General features: G+C 41.2%; 18 protein-coding genes and 1 pseudogene. 9 read left to right on the forward strand and 10 right to left on the reverse strand.

Annotation, left to right across the window (positions count from 1 at the left end):
- Positions 1-423 (reverse strand): hypothetical protein, encoded by a 423-nt coding sequence (locus V7K36_RS30480; protein ID WP_335121398.1) that lies wholly within the window; start codon positions 421-423, stop codon positions 1-3.
- A 52-nt stretch (positions 424-475) separates the two neighbouring features.
- The gene (gene cobU, locus V7K36_RS30485; RefSeq protein ID WP_335121399.1) at positions 476-1,051 is read right to left on the reverse strand and encodes a bifunctional adenosylcobinamide kinase/adenosylcobinamide-phosphate guanylyltransferase; all 576 of its coding nucleotides are present in this window, start codon (positions 1,049-1,051) and stop codon (positions 476-478) included.
- A gap of 216 nt (positions 1,052-1,267) precedes the next feature.
- Here cobU and V7K36_RS30490 point away from each other — a divergent pair, with 216 nt between their 5' ends.
- From V7K36_RS30490 to V7K36_RS30510, 5 genes are all read left to right on the forward strand, one after another.
- Entirely contained in the window at positions 1,268-2,095 is an 828-nt protein-coding gene (locus V7K36_RS30490) for a hypothetical protein (protein WP_335121401.1), read from the forward strand.
- 179 nt (positions 2,096-2,274) lie between these two features.
- Complete coding sequence (locus V7K36_RS30495) at positions 2,275-3,204, forward strand: glycosyltransferase family 2 protein (RefSeq protein ID WP_335121403.1); 930 nt, start codon at positions 2,275-2,277, stop codon at positions 3,202-3,204.
- 23 nt (positions 3,205-3,227) lie between these two features.
- Complete coding sequence (locus V7K36_RS30500; protein ID WP_335121405.1) at positions 3,228-4,184, forward strand: glycosyltransferase family 2 protein; 957 nt, start codon at positions 3,228-3,230, stop codon at positions 4,182-4,184.
- A gap of 31 nt (positions 4,185-4,215) precedes the next feature.
- A complete protein-coding gene (gene hpsU / locus V7K36_RS30505) occupies positions 4,216-4,806 on the forward strand; it encodes a hormogonium polysaccharide biosynthesis acetyltransferase HpsU (protein WP_335121406.1) in 591 nt (196 codons plus the stop codon).
- A 67-nt stretch (positions 4,807-4,873) separates the two neighbouring features.
- Entirely contained in the window at positions 4,874-5,362 is a 489-nt protein-coding gene (locus V7K36_RS30510; RefSeq protein WP_335121408.1) for a hypothetical protein, read from the forward strand.
- A gap of 112 nt (positions 5,363-5,474) precedes the next feature.
- Here the strand turns inward: V7K36_RS30510 and V7K36_RS30515 are convergent, their stop codons facing one another.
- Both V7K36_RS30515 and V7K36_RS30520 read right to left on the reverse strand, forming a co-directional pair.
- Positions 5,475-5,873: a nuclear transport factor 2 family protein gene (locus tag V7K36_RS30515; RefSeq protein WP_334825044.1), complete on the reverse strand. Its 399-nt coding sequence runs from the start codon at positions 5,871-5,873 to the stop codon at positions 5,475-5,477.
- Positions 5,874-5,911: 38 nt separating this feature from the next.
- Positions 5,912-6,073 (reverse strand): annotated as a pseudogene (locus V7K36_RS30520) (alcohol dehydrogenase); the annotation flags it as partial.
- 580 nt (positions 6,074-6,653) lie between these two features.
- On the opposite strand from V7K36_RS30520, the gene V7K36_RS30525 reads away from it, so the two are divergent.
- The gene (locus tag V7K36_RS30525; RefSeq protein ID WP_335121410.1) at positions 6,654-7,568 is read left to right on the forward strand and encodes a DUF4437 domain-containing protein; all 915 of its coding nucleotides are present in this window, start codon (positions 6,654-6,656) and stop codon (positions 7,566-7,568) included.
- A gap of 79 nt (positions 7,569-7,647) precedes the next feature.
- On the opposite strand, the gene V7K36_RS30530 is transcribed toward V7K36_RS30525, so the two are convergent.
- Entirely contained in the window at positions 7,648-8,442 is a 795-nt protein-coding gene (locus V7K36_RS30530; RefSeq protein ID WP_335121412.1) for an aspartyl/asparaginyl beta-hydroxylase domain-containing protein, read from the reverse strand.
- Positions 8,443-8,559: 117 nt separating this feature from the next.
- Between V7K36_RS30530 and V7K36_RS30535 the strand changes: the two genes are divergently transcribed.
- Positions 8,560-10,029: an amidohydrolase family protein gene (locus V7K36_RS30535; protein WP_335121414.1), complete on the forward strand. Its 1,470-nt coding sequence runs from the start codon at positions 8,560-8,562 to the stop codon at positions 10,027-10,029.
- A gap of 41 nt (positions 10,030-10,070) precedes the next feature.
- On the opposite strand, the gene V7K36_RS30540 is transcribed toward V7K36_RS30535, so the two are convergent.
- From V7K36_RS30540 to V7K36_RS30555, 4 genes are all read right to left on the reverse strand, one after another.
- The gene (locus V7K36_RS30540; RefSeq protein ID WP_335121416.1) at positions 10,071-10,976 is read right to left on the reverse strand and encodes a DUF4437 domain-containing protein; all 906 of its coding nucleotides are present in this window, start codon (positions 10,974-10,976) and stop codon (positions 10,071-10,073) included.
- A 60-nt stretch (positions 10,977-11,036) separates the two neighbouring features.
- Entirely contained in the window at positions 11,037-11,336 is a 300-nt protein-coding gene (locus V7K36_RS30545) for a protealysin inhibitor emfourin (RefSeq protein WP_334942775.1), read from the reverse strand.
- Between the two features lie 158 nt (positions 11,337-11,494).
- Positions 11,495-12,574 (reverse strand): M4 family metallopeptidase, encoded by a 1,080-nt coding sequence (locus V7K36_RS30550; protein WP_335121418.1) that lies wholly within the window; start codon positions 12,572-12,574, stop codon positions 11,495-11,497.
- A 529-nt stretch (positions 12,575-13,103) separates the two neighbouring features.
- Positions 13,104-13,820, reverse strand: a complete 717-nt coding sequence (locus V7K36_RS30555) for a class I SAM-dependent methyltransferase (RefSeq protein ID WP_335121420.1) — start codon at positions 13,818-13,820, stop codon at positions 13,104-13,106.
- A 314-nt stretch (positions 13,821-14,134) separates the two neighbouring features.
- On the opposite strand from V7K36_RS30555, the gene V7K36_RS30560 reads away from it, so the two are divergent.
- Positions 14,135-14,326, forward strand: coding sequence for a hypothetical protein (locus tag V7K36_RS30560; RefSeq protein WP_335121421.1), 192 nt, complete (start codon positions 14,135-14,137; stop codon positions 14,324-14,326).
- Here the strand turns inward: V7K36_RS30560 and V7K36_RS30565 are convergent.
- Positions 14,295-15,902: an N-6 DNA methylase gene (locus V7K36_RS30565; RefSeq protein WP_335121423.1), complete on the reverse strand. Its 1,608-nt coding sequence runs from the start codon at positions 15,900-15,902 to the stop codon at positions 14,295-14,297. The genes V7K36_RS30560 and V7K36_RS30565 overlap by 32 nt on opposite strands.
- 366 nt (positions 15,903-16,268) lie before the next feature.
- On the opposite strand from V7K36_RS30565, the gene V7K36_RS30570 reads away from it, so the two are divergent.
- On the forward strand, positions 16,269-17,522 hold the full coding sequence (locus V7K36_RS30570; RefSeq protein ID WP_334942779.1) for an exonuclease SbcCD subunit D: 1,254 nt from the start codon (positions 16,269-16,271) through the stop codon (positions 17,520-17,522).
- The last annotated feature ends 108 nt before the right edge of the window (positions 17,523-17,630 follow it).

The raw sequence follows: 17,630 nt of genomic DNA on the forward strand, positions 1-17,630 counted from the left end.
CTAAGAGATTTCCAAATTATCTACAAGCCGATTGCGAATTGTTTTGAGTTGCTCTTGAGTCTTAACTGGCTCTCGCGGTGGTGGTAATTCGGTATTAGGCCAGTTAGGTAAATCATTGCAGGGACATAACAATGCTGGCATTCCGACGTTTCGCGCAGCTACTGGCATACTGCAACGGCCACAAGGCAGCATCTCCCATGCTGGTAACAGTTCAGCAATCGTTTCATCTGTACCCTCCAGGTAACAATCACCCGATTCTGGTGAGATAATTTTCTGCCAACATTCTTCAAATTCTTCACTATAGCGATCACCATTTAGCACCGATAGAGACAAAAAGCTTGCCTTACCGTTGCCCGTAATCACTTTCTTACCCAACTGGAACCAGTAGGCGAGGTATCCTCTAACTTCTTGTTTGGTTGCCATAAGACAATTTTAGATTTTAGATTTTAGATTTTGGATTAATTTGAATCAACAGTTAAGAATCTTGACTCCTGAATGCTCCAGCATCCTCTCTATTTGGTAATAGCGAACCAAGGACACTGAGATTGAGAACATGACCACCAGTAACTAAATAAACAGTTTCACTGAGCGCACTTAGCTGACGCACTAAAGAACCCAGGCGATCGCGGAACGTTCTCCCCAAGGGATAAGCTGGTATCACACCCCAACCCGCCTCTTCTGCTACAAACATCAGATCAGCAGCAACCAAATCCACCGTCTCTAACAACTCTGCAAGGATGTTTTCCCAGCTAGATTCATCCTGTTCCAGGAGATTAGCAACCCAAGTTCCTAAAGAATCAACTAAAAGGCAGGTATAGGGTTTGGCATCGGCGAGGGTAGCAGACAGTTCTACAGGTACAGATAGAGTTACCCAGTCTTGGGGACGACGTTGTTGGTGTTGTAAAATGCGTTGATGCCATTCTTGGTCATCTGGGTTATCGGTGGCTGTTGCTACGTAAACAACTGCTTTTCCTGACTGCATGGCCAGAGTTTCCGCCCATTCACTTTTACCAGATCGTGCTGGCCCTGTTACTAAGATGATTTTACCCAAAGTTATTTCCTGAGTATTTTAACAATATACCTATGGTTGCAATTTATCACCGCAGTTTTTTACTTCATCGGTGAGGTTTTTGATTTTAAATAACTTTTAAGAGATAAAATTAGCACCAGCATGATTAATGCTGCAACTGGCAAAAGCCAAAAATCCCAACAACCCCATTCTTAATTATTTAATGTCACTGGGGACAGCAAACTTTAGGATGTCTTTATGAACGCAGGCTTAAAACGCATAGAAGCAACTCTACACGATTTAGGGAATCGCGGCACTGCCTCTGCCGCCGAAACAGGTGATTCGACCACAAAACGGCCTTTTTCTTTTAGAATCAGCGTCGGAGCCAACGAACCCACAGAAAGTACACAAACTCCATCTTCTCAGGATGGGGAATTAAATACACAAGGACAAACAGTTGACTTGGGCGTGGATACTGAGAATGATTATCCTCATGAACAAAATTTCTTTCCTCACCATGACTCTGTGCAGACCTTTCAAGCAGAAGAGAATGGTAGCAAAACACCCAGCCTACCCAAATTGAAAACTCCGAGCTTTAGTAGCCATCGCCACGGTGCTAATCCAGCATTGGCGATGAATCTATTACAAGAAATTCAGGAAACTGTCGCCGGTTGGCAAACAGAATTACAAAATATTCTGAAGCAAATTCAGGATATTTACTTAGAAGGGCCAATTGTCAATGGCTGGTTAGAATCCAATCCTCAAGAAGCAGAACCGGGCGGAACCGCAACACTGCGCCATGCAGAAGTTGACCGCCTGATGAACTACGTAGAAGAAATTTGCGCCACAGGGGGGAAAGTATCTTATCAATCATCTATTACTGGCTATCGCCTCTGCGGTGTAGACGATGCTGGTAAAGTCTGGTCACGCCCATGTCCAGCAGATCAGGTTCCCAGTGTTAGCATGGCGATCGCTCGTTATCAAAAGTTACGTCAACTGTTAGGGTGCAAGCAATCTTTGGAAACCCGCCTGAGTCAACTAGCCCAAACTCTTGTAGTTTTACACAGTCATATTCAACAAACGTAAAGTTTTAAAGATTATTTCCGAAGAAACTCGGTTGGTGGGTCAGGAACTTTTGGGTTAGATTAACTCTCGGTAGTTGTGCATTGGATTTAAGAATTTAATCTCAAATCGTTCGAGTGAGCGTAGCCGTTCGCGTAGCGTTCCGCAGGAAAGTCCCAAATCTCAAATCCTAAATTAAATCTATGCCAGACACCCAAATCTCTGCCATTATCTGTACCCACAATCGAGATACCTATTTAGGGGCTGCAATTGATAGTCTTTTAGGGCAGGATTTTGCTGCTGACTTTGAAATTGTAGTAGTTGATAATGGGTCTAGCGATCGCACTCGTGAGGTTGTAGAACACAGAAGCCACAATCCGCGCCTAAAATATGTCTTTGAACCGATCATTGGTTTATCTGTCGCTCGTAACACGGGCGCAAAAGTAGCTAGTAGTGATATTCTGGCTTATCTAGATGACGATGCCGTTGCCTGCGATCGCTGGCTAGAAGTTTTATATTTTGCTTACAATAACTCTAAACTAGCGATCGCAGGTGGGAAAGTCACTCTCATCTGGCCCCCAGGAATCCAGCAACCACGGTGGCTATCTCCAGGGCTAGCTGCAAATCTGGGTGCATACGACTTGGGTGACACTACCATCTACATCGAGGAACCTGGCTCAACACCCAGAGGTTTAAATTACTCCATCCGCCGCAGTTTCCTAGAAGAAATTGGCGGTTTTGATCCTCATCTCGGTCGAGTCGGGAAAAATCTATTGTCAAATGAAGAACTGCAAATGACCGAATTTGCCCTACAGCGTGGTTGGCAAGTCGCTTATCTTCCCGAAGCACTAGTCGCTCACAATGTTGCCTCAGAGCGCCTGCAACGCTCCTGGTTTTTAAACCGAGGCTGGTGGCAAGGTATCAGTGAATGCTATCGAGAACAACTGGCTGGTAAAGCTGGTATTGCTCAGTTGCAGCGAGGTAGCGAACGGTTTGTGCTCGGCTTATATAAGGCATTACAATATTTTTCTGATCCAGCAGAACGGTTTGACAAACTTGTTTATGCTTACGGTCAGATTGGTTACTTAAATGCTGCTATTCAGAGTCTTTTATCCACATCAAATAAGAAATAACCAATAACATAATTTATACTCAGATGTCATCTAAAATACCAGTTTCAGTACTAATTCCGGCAAAAAACGAACAACTAAACTTGCCTGCCTGCCTAGCTAGCCTCACCAGAGCAGATGAAATATTTGTAGTAGATTCTCAAAGTACCGACAACAGCATTGAAATTGCTAAAATTCACGGTGTAAATGTCGTGCAATTCGACTTCAATGGACGCTGGCCTAAAAAGAAAAATTGGTCTTTAGATAATCTACCTTTTCGTAACGAATGGGTGCTAATTGTAGATTGCGATGAACGCATCCCTCCCGAACTTTGGGAAGAAATTGACCAAGTAATTCAAAACAAGGAATATACAGGTTATTATCTCAACCGCCGTGTATTTTTCTTAGGAAAATGGATTCGTTATGGTGGGAAATATCCCGATTGGAATTTACGTTTATTTCAACATAAAAATGGTCGCTACGAAAATCTACATACAGAAGATATTCCCAATACTGGTGATAACGAAGTTCACGAACATGTGATTTTGCAGGGGAAAGTTGGGTATCTCAAAAATGATATGCTCCACGAAGACTTCCGCGACCTTTACCACTGGTTAGAACGACATAACCGCTATTCCAACTGGGAAGCTAGTGTTTATTTTAATATTCTCGCAGGTAAAGATGATAGCGGTACCATCAATGCCAATCTATTTGGTGATGCCGTGCAACGCAAGCGCTTTTTGAAAAAAGTGTGGGTACACCTGCCATTTAAACCGATTTTGCGGTTTGTTTTGTTTTATATTATTCAACGCGGTTTTTTAGATGGCAAAGCAGGATATATCTATGCACGCTTGCTGAGTCAATATGAATATCAAATTGGCGTTAAACTTTACGAATTACGCAACTGTGGTGGTCATTTAAATACTGCAAGTACCCCGAAGGAAGGAGATGAGCAGCAGGAGAGCAGGGGAGCAGAGGAAAAGCTATTGACCATTGACTCCTGATAAATAACTAATGACCATTGACTAATGACTAATGACAAATGATCAATCTTTCGTAGATTTACGCAAATATGACCAATCTTGGTTTGACCGGGGTCGTCCAGGCTGGTATATTTTATTATGGTGGTTTGTACAAGCGATCGCCTTTAGCCTTACTCCTCAACCCTTAAATATTCTCCGTTGTGCTTTGCTACGATTATTTGGCGCTCATATCGGCAAAGGCGTATTAATTCGACCCACCGCCCGCTTCACCTACCCTTGGAAAGTCACCATTGGTAACTATAGTTGGATTGGAGATAACGTAGTTTTATACAGCCTCGATCAGATTTACATCGGTGAACACTGCGTAATTTCCCAAAAAAGTTACCTATGTACTGGTAGTCATGATCTCCAAGACCCGGCCTTTGGGTTGAAAACAGCGAGTATCACCATTGACAATGGTGCATGGGTAGCAGCAGATTGTTTTGTTGGACCGGGAGTGCAAATCGGGGCTAATGCTGTGATTGGCGCTCGTAGTAGTGTTTTTACTAATATGCCCTCTGGCCAGGTTTGTTGGGGAAGCCCCTGTCGTCCCAAGACGGTTCGGATAAAACTTGATCCCCATTCATCTCCATCTGCCTTCTGAATCTCAAAGCAAGACAGTAAGAGCAGTGGTAATATGTTTATCATGGCTGCTCTAATCCTTGCTATTGATGAACAAACTATTGGATGAAACGCTGTCAATCAAAATTGCTGAAAGCATAAACAGCAGAGCTAGCACTCCCTTTGATAATGCTTACAAAGCAGCATTGTCTATTGAGGGAGCAAGATATATTCAGGGATTTTTAGCTTTTCCTGGGAAGCCATACAAACCGATTGAACACAGTTGGATTGAGCTAGACGATATTTCGGACAATGACTCCCTTGTACGCATTATCGATCCCACATTACCGTATCTAAACAAAAATCCCCAAGAACTCTGGTATTTTGCAGCACAAAGGCTGACCGTTAAAAAACTGAAAGCCATCATTGAAGAATCAAAAGAAGATTATCCAGAAGATGACCCATTACCAATCTATGGTGATCCACCTTATGAATATTACGGTGATGTAATGTTAGGTGGTCAAGACTATTTAGCAGCATATCAAGCCGCAGAGGCTAAGTGCAGAGAAATCAACGAACTCAACCCTGAGAGAAACTAACAAAAGTGAATTAAATAATTCGTAATTACGAATTACTCTTCGGGTTCGGCAGTTCCTCTTTGGGGAAACCACCAAGACCGGACTGCCTCACGAATTACGAATTACGAATTATTTAATACGATTTCCCATCGCTACCAAAGTATTCCCGATAGCCACAAATTTTGTCTCCACGTACATCAAAGGAAACTGCTATCCGATTTTTGTAAGGCTCTCCGAACAAAAGTCCCTCATCCCGAAACTCAAATACAGCCGTTGTTTCATTACTAGTAACACGGTCTAAAGCAGTCAGGTTCAAACCAGGACTAAAGGATTCAAAAACGTACTCGAAAAATTCTCTAGCTCGCTCTTTTCCGACATTTAAACCGTGGAATTTTCCTATTGGAAACCAAAGGGTAAAATCTTCTGTGAGCATATCTAAAAATGCTTCCCACCCTCCGGTTGCTATACCATGCGTCAGATTCTCAAATGCCTGCCGAGCAACTTTTAAAGTATTTTCTGAATTTTGTGTCATTCTCACTCCCGACTAGATATAAACTAATACCGTGTTAGTTAAAAGCTCACAACCACTTTCCCACAATTCTGACCACTGAGGAGATATTCTACAGCATCAGGTATTGATTTTATGCCTTGAAACTGTGTTGGGTCAACGGCGACTTTGAATTTGTCTGTGTAGAACAGGTTTAAAAGGCGATCGCGTGCCTCTGGTATATATTATTAGGACTCTCGCACTGTACAAACGAATCATCTTGTGTGTTAACGTAAATAGGTCGTTTTAGCCTTTTACAAGCCATCCTTTGATTAGTCGCGTAGGCGTAGCCCGCCGCAGGTCTTACCCTGAGCCTGCGCCGTACCCTTCGGGAAGCTACGCGTAGCGTCTTGTAGAGAAGGGCATCGCAAAAAGATAGTTGAAAAATCTGCTTAAAGCCCCTGAAAAGAATACCTGGCATTTGGGCTTTTCTGTCAATGCGTAAATCCTAATTCTTTATAATGAGGCATGAGAAAGCCTCTCACAGAAGCTGCTTTCCAAAAAAATAGATAAAAGAATGTATCAATTTACAAATAGTAATATATCTTCCCCAATTTTATTATGTTTAATTTTAGTATTCTAATTTTTGTATTTTTATTTCAATTGCAACTCAAGGCTAATTAATTAAGCAAGTCTAATCAATATGCTGTAAGTAAGAAGTTAGTAGATCAGGAAACAGATATAGTTAAAGGACATGAAGACAATAAAATCTCATATTCACTCGATAATAATGTTAATTTAACAGACACAGACACAGGTATTAAAATGAACAAGAACACCTCGCCAGGGCGCAAACATGTAGAAACTGAAGAATCACTTAACTCAGTTTTTAACTTTCCCCAAGTGCCTTTTAACGTGAAAAACTTTATTATTGGTAAACACGGTACTGCCCAAGTTCTATCCGTCAACGAAACTACAGGTGAATCTACACAGCGAGTCGTACTGAAAAAGGGTTGGAACGCACCTATCGGTCATTTTACTACCGATGTGGAAATTTTTGTGCTAACCGGCGCACTTTGCCAGGGTGGGTTTATATTACGCAATCTCAGTTACTCTTTCATCCCAGCTGGCATACCTACTGGCCCTTGGAAAACGGAAGAAGACACCATTATCTTATGGATGCCAAATGCTACTCCCACTTACATCACAGAAGACTACGAAAGCCTTGAGCAAATCCCGGAAACTCCTGTATATCATGTGAATATGCAGACCCATGAACGGATGACTGAGTATATTCCCTTGCAAGAACTCCACGCCATGAAATGGGAAAGCACAACCTTTTTACCTCCTGGTTCAGTACGTAAAAGCCTGTATACCAATAAAAAAACCGGACGTGCTACCTGGATTCTAGGCTTAGTACCTATGTGGATTGAAGGCAATTTCTATGCTGGTCATCCTACTACTGAGGAGGCATATGTCATCTGTGGAGATGTGCTTGGACATTGGTCTATGAACGATGATCCTTTTAATAGACGCTATACAGCAATGTGCAAAGACGGTTATTACTGGCGACCAGCACATATTCCACACGGCCCGTTCTGGACTGAAAGTGGAGCATTACTTCTGTTTCGCACCAATGATCGCCTAGACTGTTATTGGATACTGCATAACCCAGATATTACTCAGCAAGATCAGGCACGTCTCCAGGCTGCACTCGATCGCGACAAATCCCACTCCTGAAACAGAACCAGCAAAGCAGATAAGGGTAAATAAATGGCGAATGATGCTTCCTAACCAGTTTGGAGATCATAAATTAAGCTTATAAAGCTTTATCCCATTCTAATTGATCAGCTAAACCATACTTGATAAAATCTTCTACTTTAGCTTTATCGCTTTTCCCAAAAACACCTAAGCTGTAAGGATTATCTTGCATCCGTTGTGTGACTTGCTCTTTCTCAAATTGGATAACTTCCTTTCTAGGTTTATCTGGTTTAAAAAAGTCTACAACTAATACAGTTCTGTGATAATTGGTATAATTGTGCGGACAGTGTGGATAGCTGTGATCTAAAACTAGGAATTTGCCTTCATGCCAATAAAGCTGCTCATGGCATATTTTCATCGCCACATCCCCCTCTGGCACAATCAATCCTAGATAGCCACGATTCATATGAGGGTTATAGTTCACATGCAACTTGATATCCAAGCCTGGATGGAATGTACCAAAATACACGTTTCTAATTATCTCATCATCGCTAAAGTTAACTTTTTCTATCACCTTAGCTAAATTTGGAAAATATTTCTCTCTTAATACAAGTGCTTTTTGTGATGCCTCATCTGACCCATAATCAGGATATTGTATTTGATGCGCCTGAATATATTTTTCAATAAACATACCTTGAAATAAGATACCAAAAGCACTGTATTTTGCATCACCTTTGGTTTTAATCGTTTGACTTTTAGGCCCCAGAATATCATAAGTTAACTTTAACTCGTCATTAGATGCCTGCTTAATAAAACGTGTAAACTCGTCTCTAATCACTTCCCAGTTATCTTGAAAGCTTTTGAGAAAAGCAAATTCATTTGGGTCTATATGATATTCATTAAAACTTTCCATTGTCTTTTCTCCTAAAGATAATTGAATAAAAAATCGTTACATGGTGATAGTTTTTGGTCTGCGTCCCGGTATGATGTTGGAATTCCTGACTAAATTCATTTTAGTGTGAGGTCTACTGTGTCTGAAACTCCCGTATTAGATCAAATTATCAAAAATGTGCGGGTAGTTCGTCCCCATCAGGATGCAATCGAACTACTTGATTTAGGCATTAAGGATGGAAAATTTGCTCAGATTGCCCCTAATATTAGCCCAGACACAGGTAAAGAGGTATTTGATGGCAAAAACTTGTTGGGCTTTCCTGGGTTCGTGGATGCCCATATGCACATCGGTATCTATCAACCCCTCCACAAAGATGCTGTGACTGAAACTAAAGCAGCCGCAATGGGAGGTGTGACTACCAGCTTAAATTACATCCGTACAGGGCAGTATTATCTTAACAAAGGCGGCTCCTACCGCGATTTTTTTCCAGAGGTGTTGGCTTTATCCGCAGGTAATTTTTTTGTAGATTACAGCTATCACATCGCACCGATAGCTAGCCAGCATATCGACGAAATACCTTTATTGTTTGAAGAACACGGCGTATCTTCGTTTAAAATCTTTATGTTTTATGGCGGCTATGGGTTGCATGGTTTGTCAGACCAGCAAAACCTCTTTTTGATGATTAACAAAGAGGAACGATACGACTTTGCCCATTTTGAATTTATTATGCGTGGTCTAACTCGCTTGATGGAAAAACATCCAGAAGCGCGAGATACTATCAGCTTGAGTTTGCACTGTGAAGTTGCAGAAATTCTCAACGCTTATACCAAAATAGTTGAAAACGATTCTAGTCTTAGCGGACTACATGCCTATAGTGCAGCACGTCCTCCTCATTCCGAAGGTTTAGCAATTTGCATTGCTTCTTATTTAGCACATGAGACTAACTGTGCAAATATCAATTTATTGCACCTGAGTTCGCGTAAAGCAATGGAAGCAGCTTTGACTATGCAAACTGCTTTTCCCCATATCAATTTTCGGCGAGAAGTTACTGTCGGACATTTGCTATTAGATGTCGATACTCCCAATACAATTTGGGCAAAAGTCAACCCTCCTATTCGTCCCCGTGCTGATGTGGAATACTTATGGCAAGCAGTACTCAACAATCAAGTAGATTGGATAGTTAGCGACCACGCTTGCTGTTCTGCTGAACAAAAAAGAAGTGCTAAAGACCCGAATAATATTTGGTTAGCAAAGTCTGGTTTTGGCGGTACAGAATATTTACTTTCTGGTGTATTTAGTGAAGGTAGCAAGCGGGGAATGTCTTATAACCACATGGCTAAGTTGCTGTCTTGGAACCCATCCCGACGCTTTGGTTTGTTAGAAAAAGGTGATATTGCTGTTGGCTATGATGCTGATTTGGTGCTGGTAAACCCCAATGAAAGCTTTGTGGTACGTGCTGCTGAGTCGGAGTCACAACAAGGTTATACACCCTTTGAAGGAGTGGAGTTAACTGGGCGAGTAAAGAGTACTTTTTTGCGGGGAAATCTTATTTACAATAACGGACAGGTTTTGGGTTCTCCTACTGGGCGCTATTTAAAAAGATATTAGAGTAATCCCGCAAAAACCTTACTGCTTACAATCCCTATTAATCATTCATGTGCATATGACAAAACTGTGCTAATTTTTGACAGATCCCTATCAACTCGGATAAAGAATAAGCCGCCATCATCTGTTCTATGCCAAGGAGCGATGGTAAAACTGGGAACATAGGCAAAGCAATCTTTGCCAAGACGGTAGTCTCCAATATCACAGTACCCAGCTAAACAATAACCCTCTTCGTTGTAACATTGTATTTCTGCATACAGACCGTCATAATGAGGCAAGATAGCAAGTAACCATACACCACCACCGTTAGCATCTTTCCTTAACCATTTCTTACTTGCTTTTATAAATTGAACTGTATCCGTTTTGCCCCACGGTAACAATTTACTATCTAATACTGGGATGAATTCATTTAACTTAGCATCTGGATGATTATTGGATAAATTTTTATATTCTAAATAGCCATTCTCCATCCAAAGGATTTCTACATCATCGCTACCTAACACTTGCCAATCACCGACTTGCACTCCAGCAGGAATAAAAGAGTAGCAATGCTTACTAAGTTTCCACTCACCAATTTGAATTGCTCCCTTAAGTACGAAAAGCTCTAAATCAGCGGTAAATATGCCAGATGGTGCTTTAAACTGAGATGGTAATACGATTCTTGAAGTAGATGCACCACAGTCGTGCCATGTCAGCAATCTACGGCTTCCAGGTGCTACATTCTTTGGCATTCCACTGACTCGCCACCCATTTTCTTGTTGTACAGTATTTATGTCAAATAACTGATATTGGCGAAGTAGGTATTCTTTGGAGATGGCTGTGCGCCTTGCTGATAGGTTCATGCGTCCTCTACCGTCTCCACCCCAATCCTCTTTTACAGAGGCTACATGCAAAAAATCATCAGTTTGGTTTTCTTCTGGGGAATTCAAATTTTTATTTTCTTCACCCACAACTCTACATTCTCCTGTTTTTGGGATTTATGTCAGCTTTTATTTAACTTCTTCAGGAAATTACCTTTTCTGTGCTATATTCTGTAACCATTCAATTAGGGGTCTTAAGGTTCCTGGCAATGCTGCCTCGCTGACAGTTACCGTATGCTGTCTACCATTATCTTCTACTGTTAACTTATACTGAAAGCGATCGCTCTGGGGATTTGGCGAGGTAATTAGTTCAGGTAGCCTAAATAAATCAGCAACTTCCACCAGTCGGGGAAGTGTAGCAGCTTCATGTGGCGGGAGAGTGTCTGTATCAACGGTAGTCTTCTTGCTGATTCCGGCAAAGCCGCCCGTGCGTTCAAATGATACCCGCATTTTTTTGCTGTCCGTTGTGTTATTTAGTTGGGATAAATACAAAGACTGGGAGATGATAGTTTTCACCTCCCAGTCTAGCAATAACAAACAATACATCTAAAAAGTTACAAGTTAAGAAAAAACTCCAAACTCCTCTACAGACGCGATTAATCGCGTCTCTAAATAACTCCTACCTTTTGCCAAGCGTTCTGTACAGCTTTCTGCTCATTACTACCATTACCGTAGAGTTCGCCGGCAATTTGAATAGTGACGCTGGCAGCTTGTTTAAAATCTGCTTTGGCACGTAAGCGATCGCGTAAAGCTATATACCAGATTTTACCAGCTTTTTCCCAGGCATAGCCACCAATCTCAACAGCCGCCAGATAAAAGGCATAGTTAGGAATCCCTGAGTTGATATGCACCCCACCGTTATCATCAGTACCAGTGTATTTATCTTTCACATGGGCTGGTTGGGGATCTTTGCCCAATACTGGATCATCGTATGCTGTTCCCGGTGCTTTCATGGAACGGAGGGCAATACCTTTGACAGTCGGTACCAAAAGACCTTGACCAATCAGCCAGTCTGCCTCTTGTGCAGTCTGATTTTTGGACTTTTGTTTCACCAACGAACCGAAAACATCAGAAAACGATTCATTCAGTGCCCCTGGTTCGCCATAATACTGTAAACCTGCTTGATACTGAGTTACACCATGAGTTAGCTCATGCCCAATCACATCAATTGATTTTGTGAAACATTGAAACAGTTCTCCGTCACCATCACCATAAACCATCTGGTCGCCGTTCCAAAAGGCATTGTCATATTTAACGCCATAATGCACGGTGGAATCTAAACGTAGTCCTTTGTCGTCAATCGAATTGCGATCAAATATCTCATGAAACAAGTCATAAGTAGCACCAGCACCATCGTAGGCTTCATTAACTGCTACATCACTGCTGGCAGGGCCTCCCTCACTACGCACCAGCGTACCAGGGAGTTGCTGCCCATTTTTGGCGTCGTAGATGGTGCGGCGTTTTTCACCCGGAGAAGGCGCAAACGAGATATTACCTACGACGTTTCTGCGTCCCAGAAATTGTGCTGAAATATTTAATGTATGAAAAGCCCAAGTACGCTGCTGGGGATTGCCATTCACCACAACATTTTTTAGCATATGGGGCGGGATAATACAACAAATAGGGCATCTAGAGTCAAGTGGATGCTCATACTTAAACCGGGCTGATTTCTTTTTATTTCGAGCCATCCAAGATATTCTCCTTTTGAAACTAAGTGATGGCAAACAAAGGAGCAGAAAAACGAATCCAAATCGCGTGTCCCTGGTTTGTTTTCTGAAGGAAATTTTCTACTCTGTATTTTCGGATAGGTCTGTGGAGGATGCATAGTACCCTCATGGGGTACTTTTGATATGAAAATATTACCGAAAAACACAAGGAGAGCTTAATTGCCGCAAGTCTGGGTCAAAATTCTTGCGTGAGTTAGCAAGACCTCTTTTACAGACCTAATGCGTTTATATTTTAGTTCTTATCAAGGGAAATAATGTTATTTATTACTGTTTTGTAACTATCAAGCTGTTAATGCTATAAATACCCATTGGAGGGGGGAGCATCTCAGTTTGGTTTTGCAAATATACCAGATGAGAAACAAGATTCTTGCTCCCTCTCCTTACCAAGGAGAGGGTTGGGGTGAGGTTTTACAAGGCTTTTTACGAAAGTGAGATACTCCCGATTAGAGACAGGTAAATCCTAAATCCATGCATCCAAAACCCAAAATTTTCACAGACAGCCACCAAACACCGCCAGACCATAATATTTCCAAGGTACTGCAACTGTCTTAAATCCAGCTTTGCTCAACATTTGTAAATGAGCATCTAAGCTAGCTAGCTGGTCTTGACTAGAGTAACCTTGGGTGCTGCTCGCGCCACGTTTAGCGCCAATCTCTGTCAAACTAATTCCCTGTTTAACTGCCCATTCTTGTCGTGCCGCCTTGTAAACTTCTGCTAAAGCTGGTGATTCTGGTAAAGTAGGATCTGAATTCCAAAAACAACCGTTTTTAGTGAGCCTAGTAACAATTCGCTCGAATAACTTCAACTTCATCTCATCCTGAAGATGGTGAATTGCCAAGGATGAAACACAGCCATCAAATTCGCTACCAAAATCCAAGTTTTCTGGATTATTTGCCCAGTCACCAAAATCTGCTTGTATACCAGTCCAGCGTTGTTGATATCCAGCTGCTGTGATTTTATCTTGGGCAAATTGCAGCATTCGAGGCGAGTAATCTAGGGCAATTACTTGGGCATCTGGACAGCGTTTAAGTATCTTGATACTAAGTTCCCCTGTACCACAACCTAATTCTAATATGCGCCGACTTGTGGAAGGCAGACAACGGGTAATTACTTCCAGCATCTCATCGTATCGCGGTAACAGTTGGCGAATACCATTGTCAAAATCAGCAGTGTTGGCGAATACCTCTCCGGGAAATACATTTTGCATGGGGATTGGAAAAAATAGACACACTAATCAATATTAATCATCGATCATTACCGAGGTATATACTACATCAGTGGGAGGAAGTTTTAGGAATAAGAATTAAATAACATACAATTTATCTCCCTGGCTTACCTCACCCTCAATCCCTCTCCTTATAAAGGAGAGGATCGTGAGACAGGATGAAGTTTTGCATTTTATTTAATCCACGTTCTTTAGTATTAAAATAATATATCTCGTTCCCAGTCTCAGACTGGGAATGCCTAATGGGGGGCTGCCGCCTCTTAGCTTCCGCTCTGCCGGAATGAGGTGCAAAGTTTATGAACAAACTTAATTCTGAGCAGCTTGATATTACAGATAACGATATGCTCCCAGAATACGATTTTACAAATGCTGTTCGTGGGAAGCATTACCAAGCTTATCGGCGTGGACATACTGTTACTATTCATCAAGCTGATGACACAACTGTTATACAGCATTTTACCCTTGAAAATGGGGCAAAGAATTGTTAGAAACAAAGGCAACAACACCATTTTTCCCTAGACGATCAGTTGCCCAGCGCATAAAACGAGTATACATATCATAAACAACAATCCGATTCTGAGCCTTACTGTATTTGACGTAAGTATTTTTTATTAAATTATCTATTGCTCCATAATAACGATTAGAATTATTGTCATTGAAATTTTCTTGTTTAGCATTATATGGAGGATTACCAATAATCACCGATATCTTACTTTCATTTTGCTTTTTAATTCTTTCTGTATTTTCTACAGTAAAAGCTAATAATTCCAATTGCCTAACATAGTTTATACTACCCGTGAAAGAATCTTTTTGATTGCCGATAAAGTGCATATGATCAAGAGTATCGACAAAACAGATATTTTTAAACTCCTCATACACACCCATTTTTTGCTTATAGGTGTATTCAATATTCAAGTTAGCGATGTAATAAGGCAAAATTGCCACTTCATTACAATGAATTTCATGCTTATACTTATATTCCAGACTATTTTTAGGTAAATAATCAATTAATTCAGTAATAAAAGTGCCAGTTCCTGTAGCCGGATCTAAAATTTCTACGTTTTTATCTGCAAGCAGCTTACCAAAATTTTTATGGACTAAATAATCTACACTTTCAATCATGAAGCGGACAATTTCATTCGGCGTATATACGATTCCTAGCCTGTCAGCCGCTTTCGGATTATATGCTTTATAGAAATTCTCATAAAGCACTTTTAAAAACTTCTGCTTTTCATGATGATTGTAAATATTCGCAGCAGTTCTTCTAATGACACCATAATAACGCTCAATAGTACCAAGAGTATTCTTTTTAGTGCTACCTGTAAAAAATGTATCGATGATAGTTTTTAATTCACGAGCAATATTATTTTCTCGATGAAACTGAGATTCATTGAAGATGCTAATAAAAATGTCTTCAGTTAAAATATGCTGAATCATCATTTCTCTAACATCCAGCAAAGTGATTTCAAGATTAATTGATTCTTTGCAGATACCCCAAAATTTAGCCCTCGCTGTTTGAAAAGCTGCGTTTGTTTCGATTTGACTATCAATTAAGTCACGCAAAGCATTTAAAACAGTCGGTAAGTCTCCCTTAAAAGTTTCAATCGCCTCACGAAAATCTTTAACTTCTGGGCGAACATAGTTAATAAAAGATGTAATTATGCCATCTAGCGCGTCAGCATCTTTCATCAGGACGCGCCTAGTTTCATATCCACCCTGAATTAAAACGGCTGTTTTCGAGTCTTCAAACAGAATGTTACTATCTGGGTAGCCTTTTGTGAGCTTTTTTTCAATTTCTTGGTCTAAATTATCATATTCATCTTTACTTTCCCAATAGCCCCAATCCAAACGCAAAGCATCTTTAATAGTGCCATCTGGATAAACAAGTTTGCCGCTAGCTGTTTTATAATCTAGTTCGGGTATAAGTCTAAATTCCCTCGGTTTGCAATATTCATTGACTAAGTTTTGAAATGCAACCCGAATCGATGTTTCTTTACGTGAACCGCCGTATTGGATAATTATTTCTACTTCTGTGTGATATTGACTAACCAGAAGTTTGGACATACTTTATCAAACTTTTATACTTTTAAGGTATGTCCAAACTAGCCTTAATTATTACTAACTAACACCAGTGATATCCACAGCTAAAACATGAAGATTAAATGAAGGTTAAAGTTAAATGTTAGGTAAAAAGAGGTGAATTTCCAAATAACATCATGCCTGAACAGAGGTTATGACAGACGAAGCCTAGTAAAGATGTAAAATATACTGCCGTTGATTTTGAATTATCGAATATAATACAATTATTTAAGTAAAAATACAGTATACCAATCTCCTCCTCTCTTCCTGCGTCTGGAGCGGTTGTTCCAAGAATAAGTCGGACATCGCATTATTTAGTTGTTAGTCATTAGTATTAGACAAAGGACAAATATGATTAAAATCCTTCATCTCTCCGACATCCACATGGGAAGCGGCTTCTCCCACGGACGAATTAATCCCGCAACTGGATTAAATACACGATTGGAGGATTTCGTCAGTACATTATCTATATGCATTGACCGAGCGCTGACAGATGCTGTTGATATGGTGATATTTGGTGGCGATGCTTTCCCGGATGCTACACCACCGCCTTATGTACAACAAGCTTTTGCTAGCCAGTTTCGCCGTCTCATGGATGCCAATATTCCCACAGTGCTGTTGGTAGGCAACCACGACCAACACTCCCAAGGACAGGGAGGAGCAAGTTTAAATATTTACCGCACCTTGGGAGTACCAGGATTTGTTGTCGGTGATACATTAACTACTCACTGCATCGAAACCCGTAATGGCAAAGTGCAAGTAATCACCCTCCCTTGGCTGACCCGTTCCACCCTGATGACTCGCCAAGAGACTGAAGGTTTGTCTTTGGCGGAAGTCAACCAATTGTTAACGGAACGCCTGCGAGTTGTTTTAGAAGGGGAAATTCGTCGTCTCGACCCCGATGTACCAACTGTTCTTCTAGCTCACTTGATGTCTGACAATGCTACCTTGGGCGCAGAACGCTTTTTGGCAGTAGGTAAAGGCTTTACTCTACCCCTATCTTTGCTGACGCGACCTTGTTTTGATTATGTAGCGTTGGGACACGTCCACCGCCACCAAAATCTGAATAAATCTAACAACCCGCCGGTGATTTATCCAGGGAGTATTGAGCGGGTAGATTTTAGCGAAGAAAAAGAAGACAAAGGCTATGTAATGCTGGAACTGGAGCGGGGGAGCGCTGAATGGGAATTTTGTCCGTTAACAGTTCGGACTTTCCGCACCATTGAAGTGGATGTCTCGAAAGCAGATGATCCGCAAGCGGTATTAATGAAAGCGATCGCCAAGTATGATATTCAAGATGCTGTAGTGCGGCTAATTTACAAACTCCGCTCCGAACAGATGGATTTAATTGACAGTTCCTCTCTACATACTGCTTTAAGTCCCGCTCATACCTACACCATTCAAGCAGAATTAGTCAGTCAATTAGCCAGGCCCCGCATTCCTGAATTGAGTGCAAGTAGCAGTATCGACCCAATGGAAGCCTTGAAAACTTACTTGAACAATCGTGAAGACCTCAAAGACATAGCAGCATCAATGCTGGATGCTGCACAGAAGTTGCTAGCAGATGATGTCCAAGTCTGGCTGGAAGCAGCAACTAGTGAGTAAGATAGATGCCAATTATTCTCCGACAAGCTGCTAGAACCCTTTGATGGATTGTGCAATACAGGTTAGGATAATCCATCAATTAGCGGAAAAACTTCAAGCACGCTTAAT

The organism is Nostoc sp. (assembly GCF_036919555.1).
Classification (GTDB): domain Bacteria; phylum Cyanobacteriota; class Cyanobacteriia; order Cyanobacteriales; family Nostocaceae; genus Nostoc.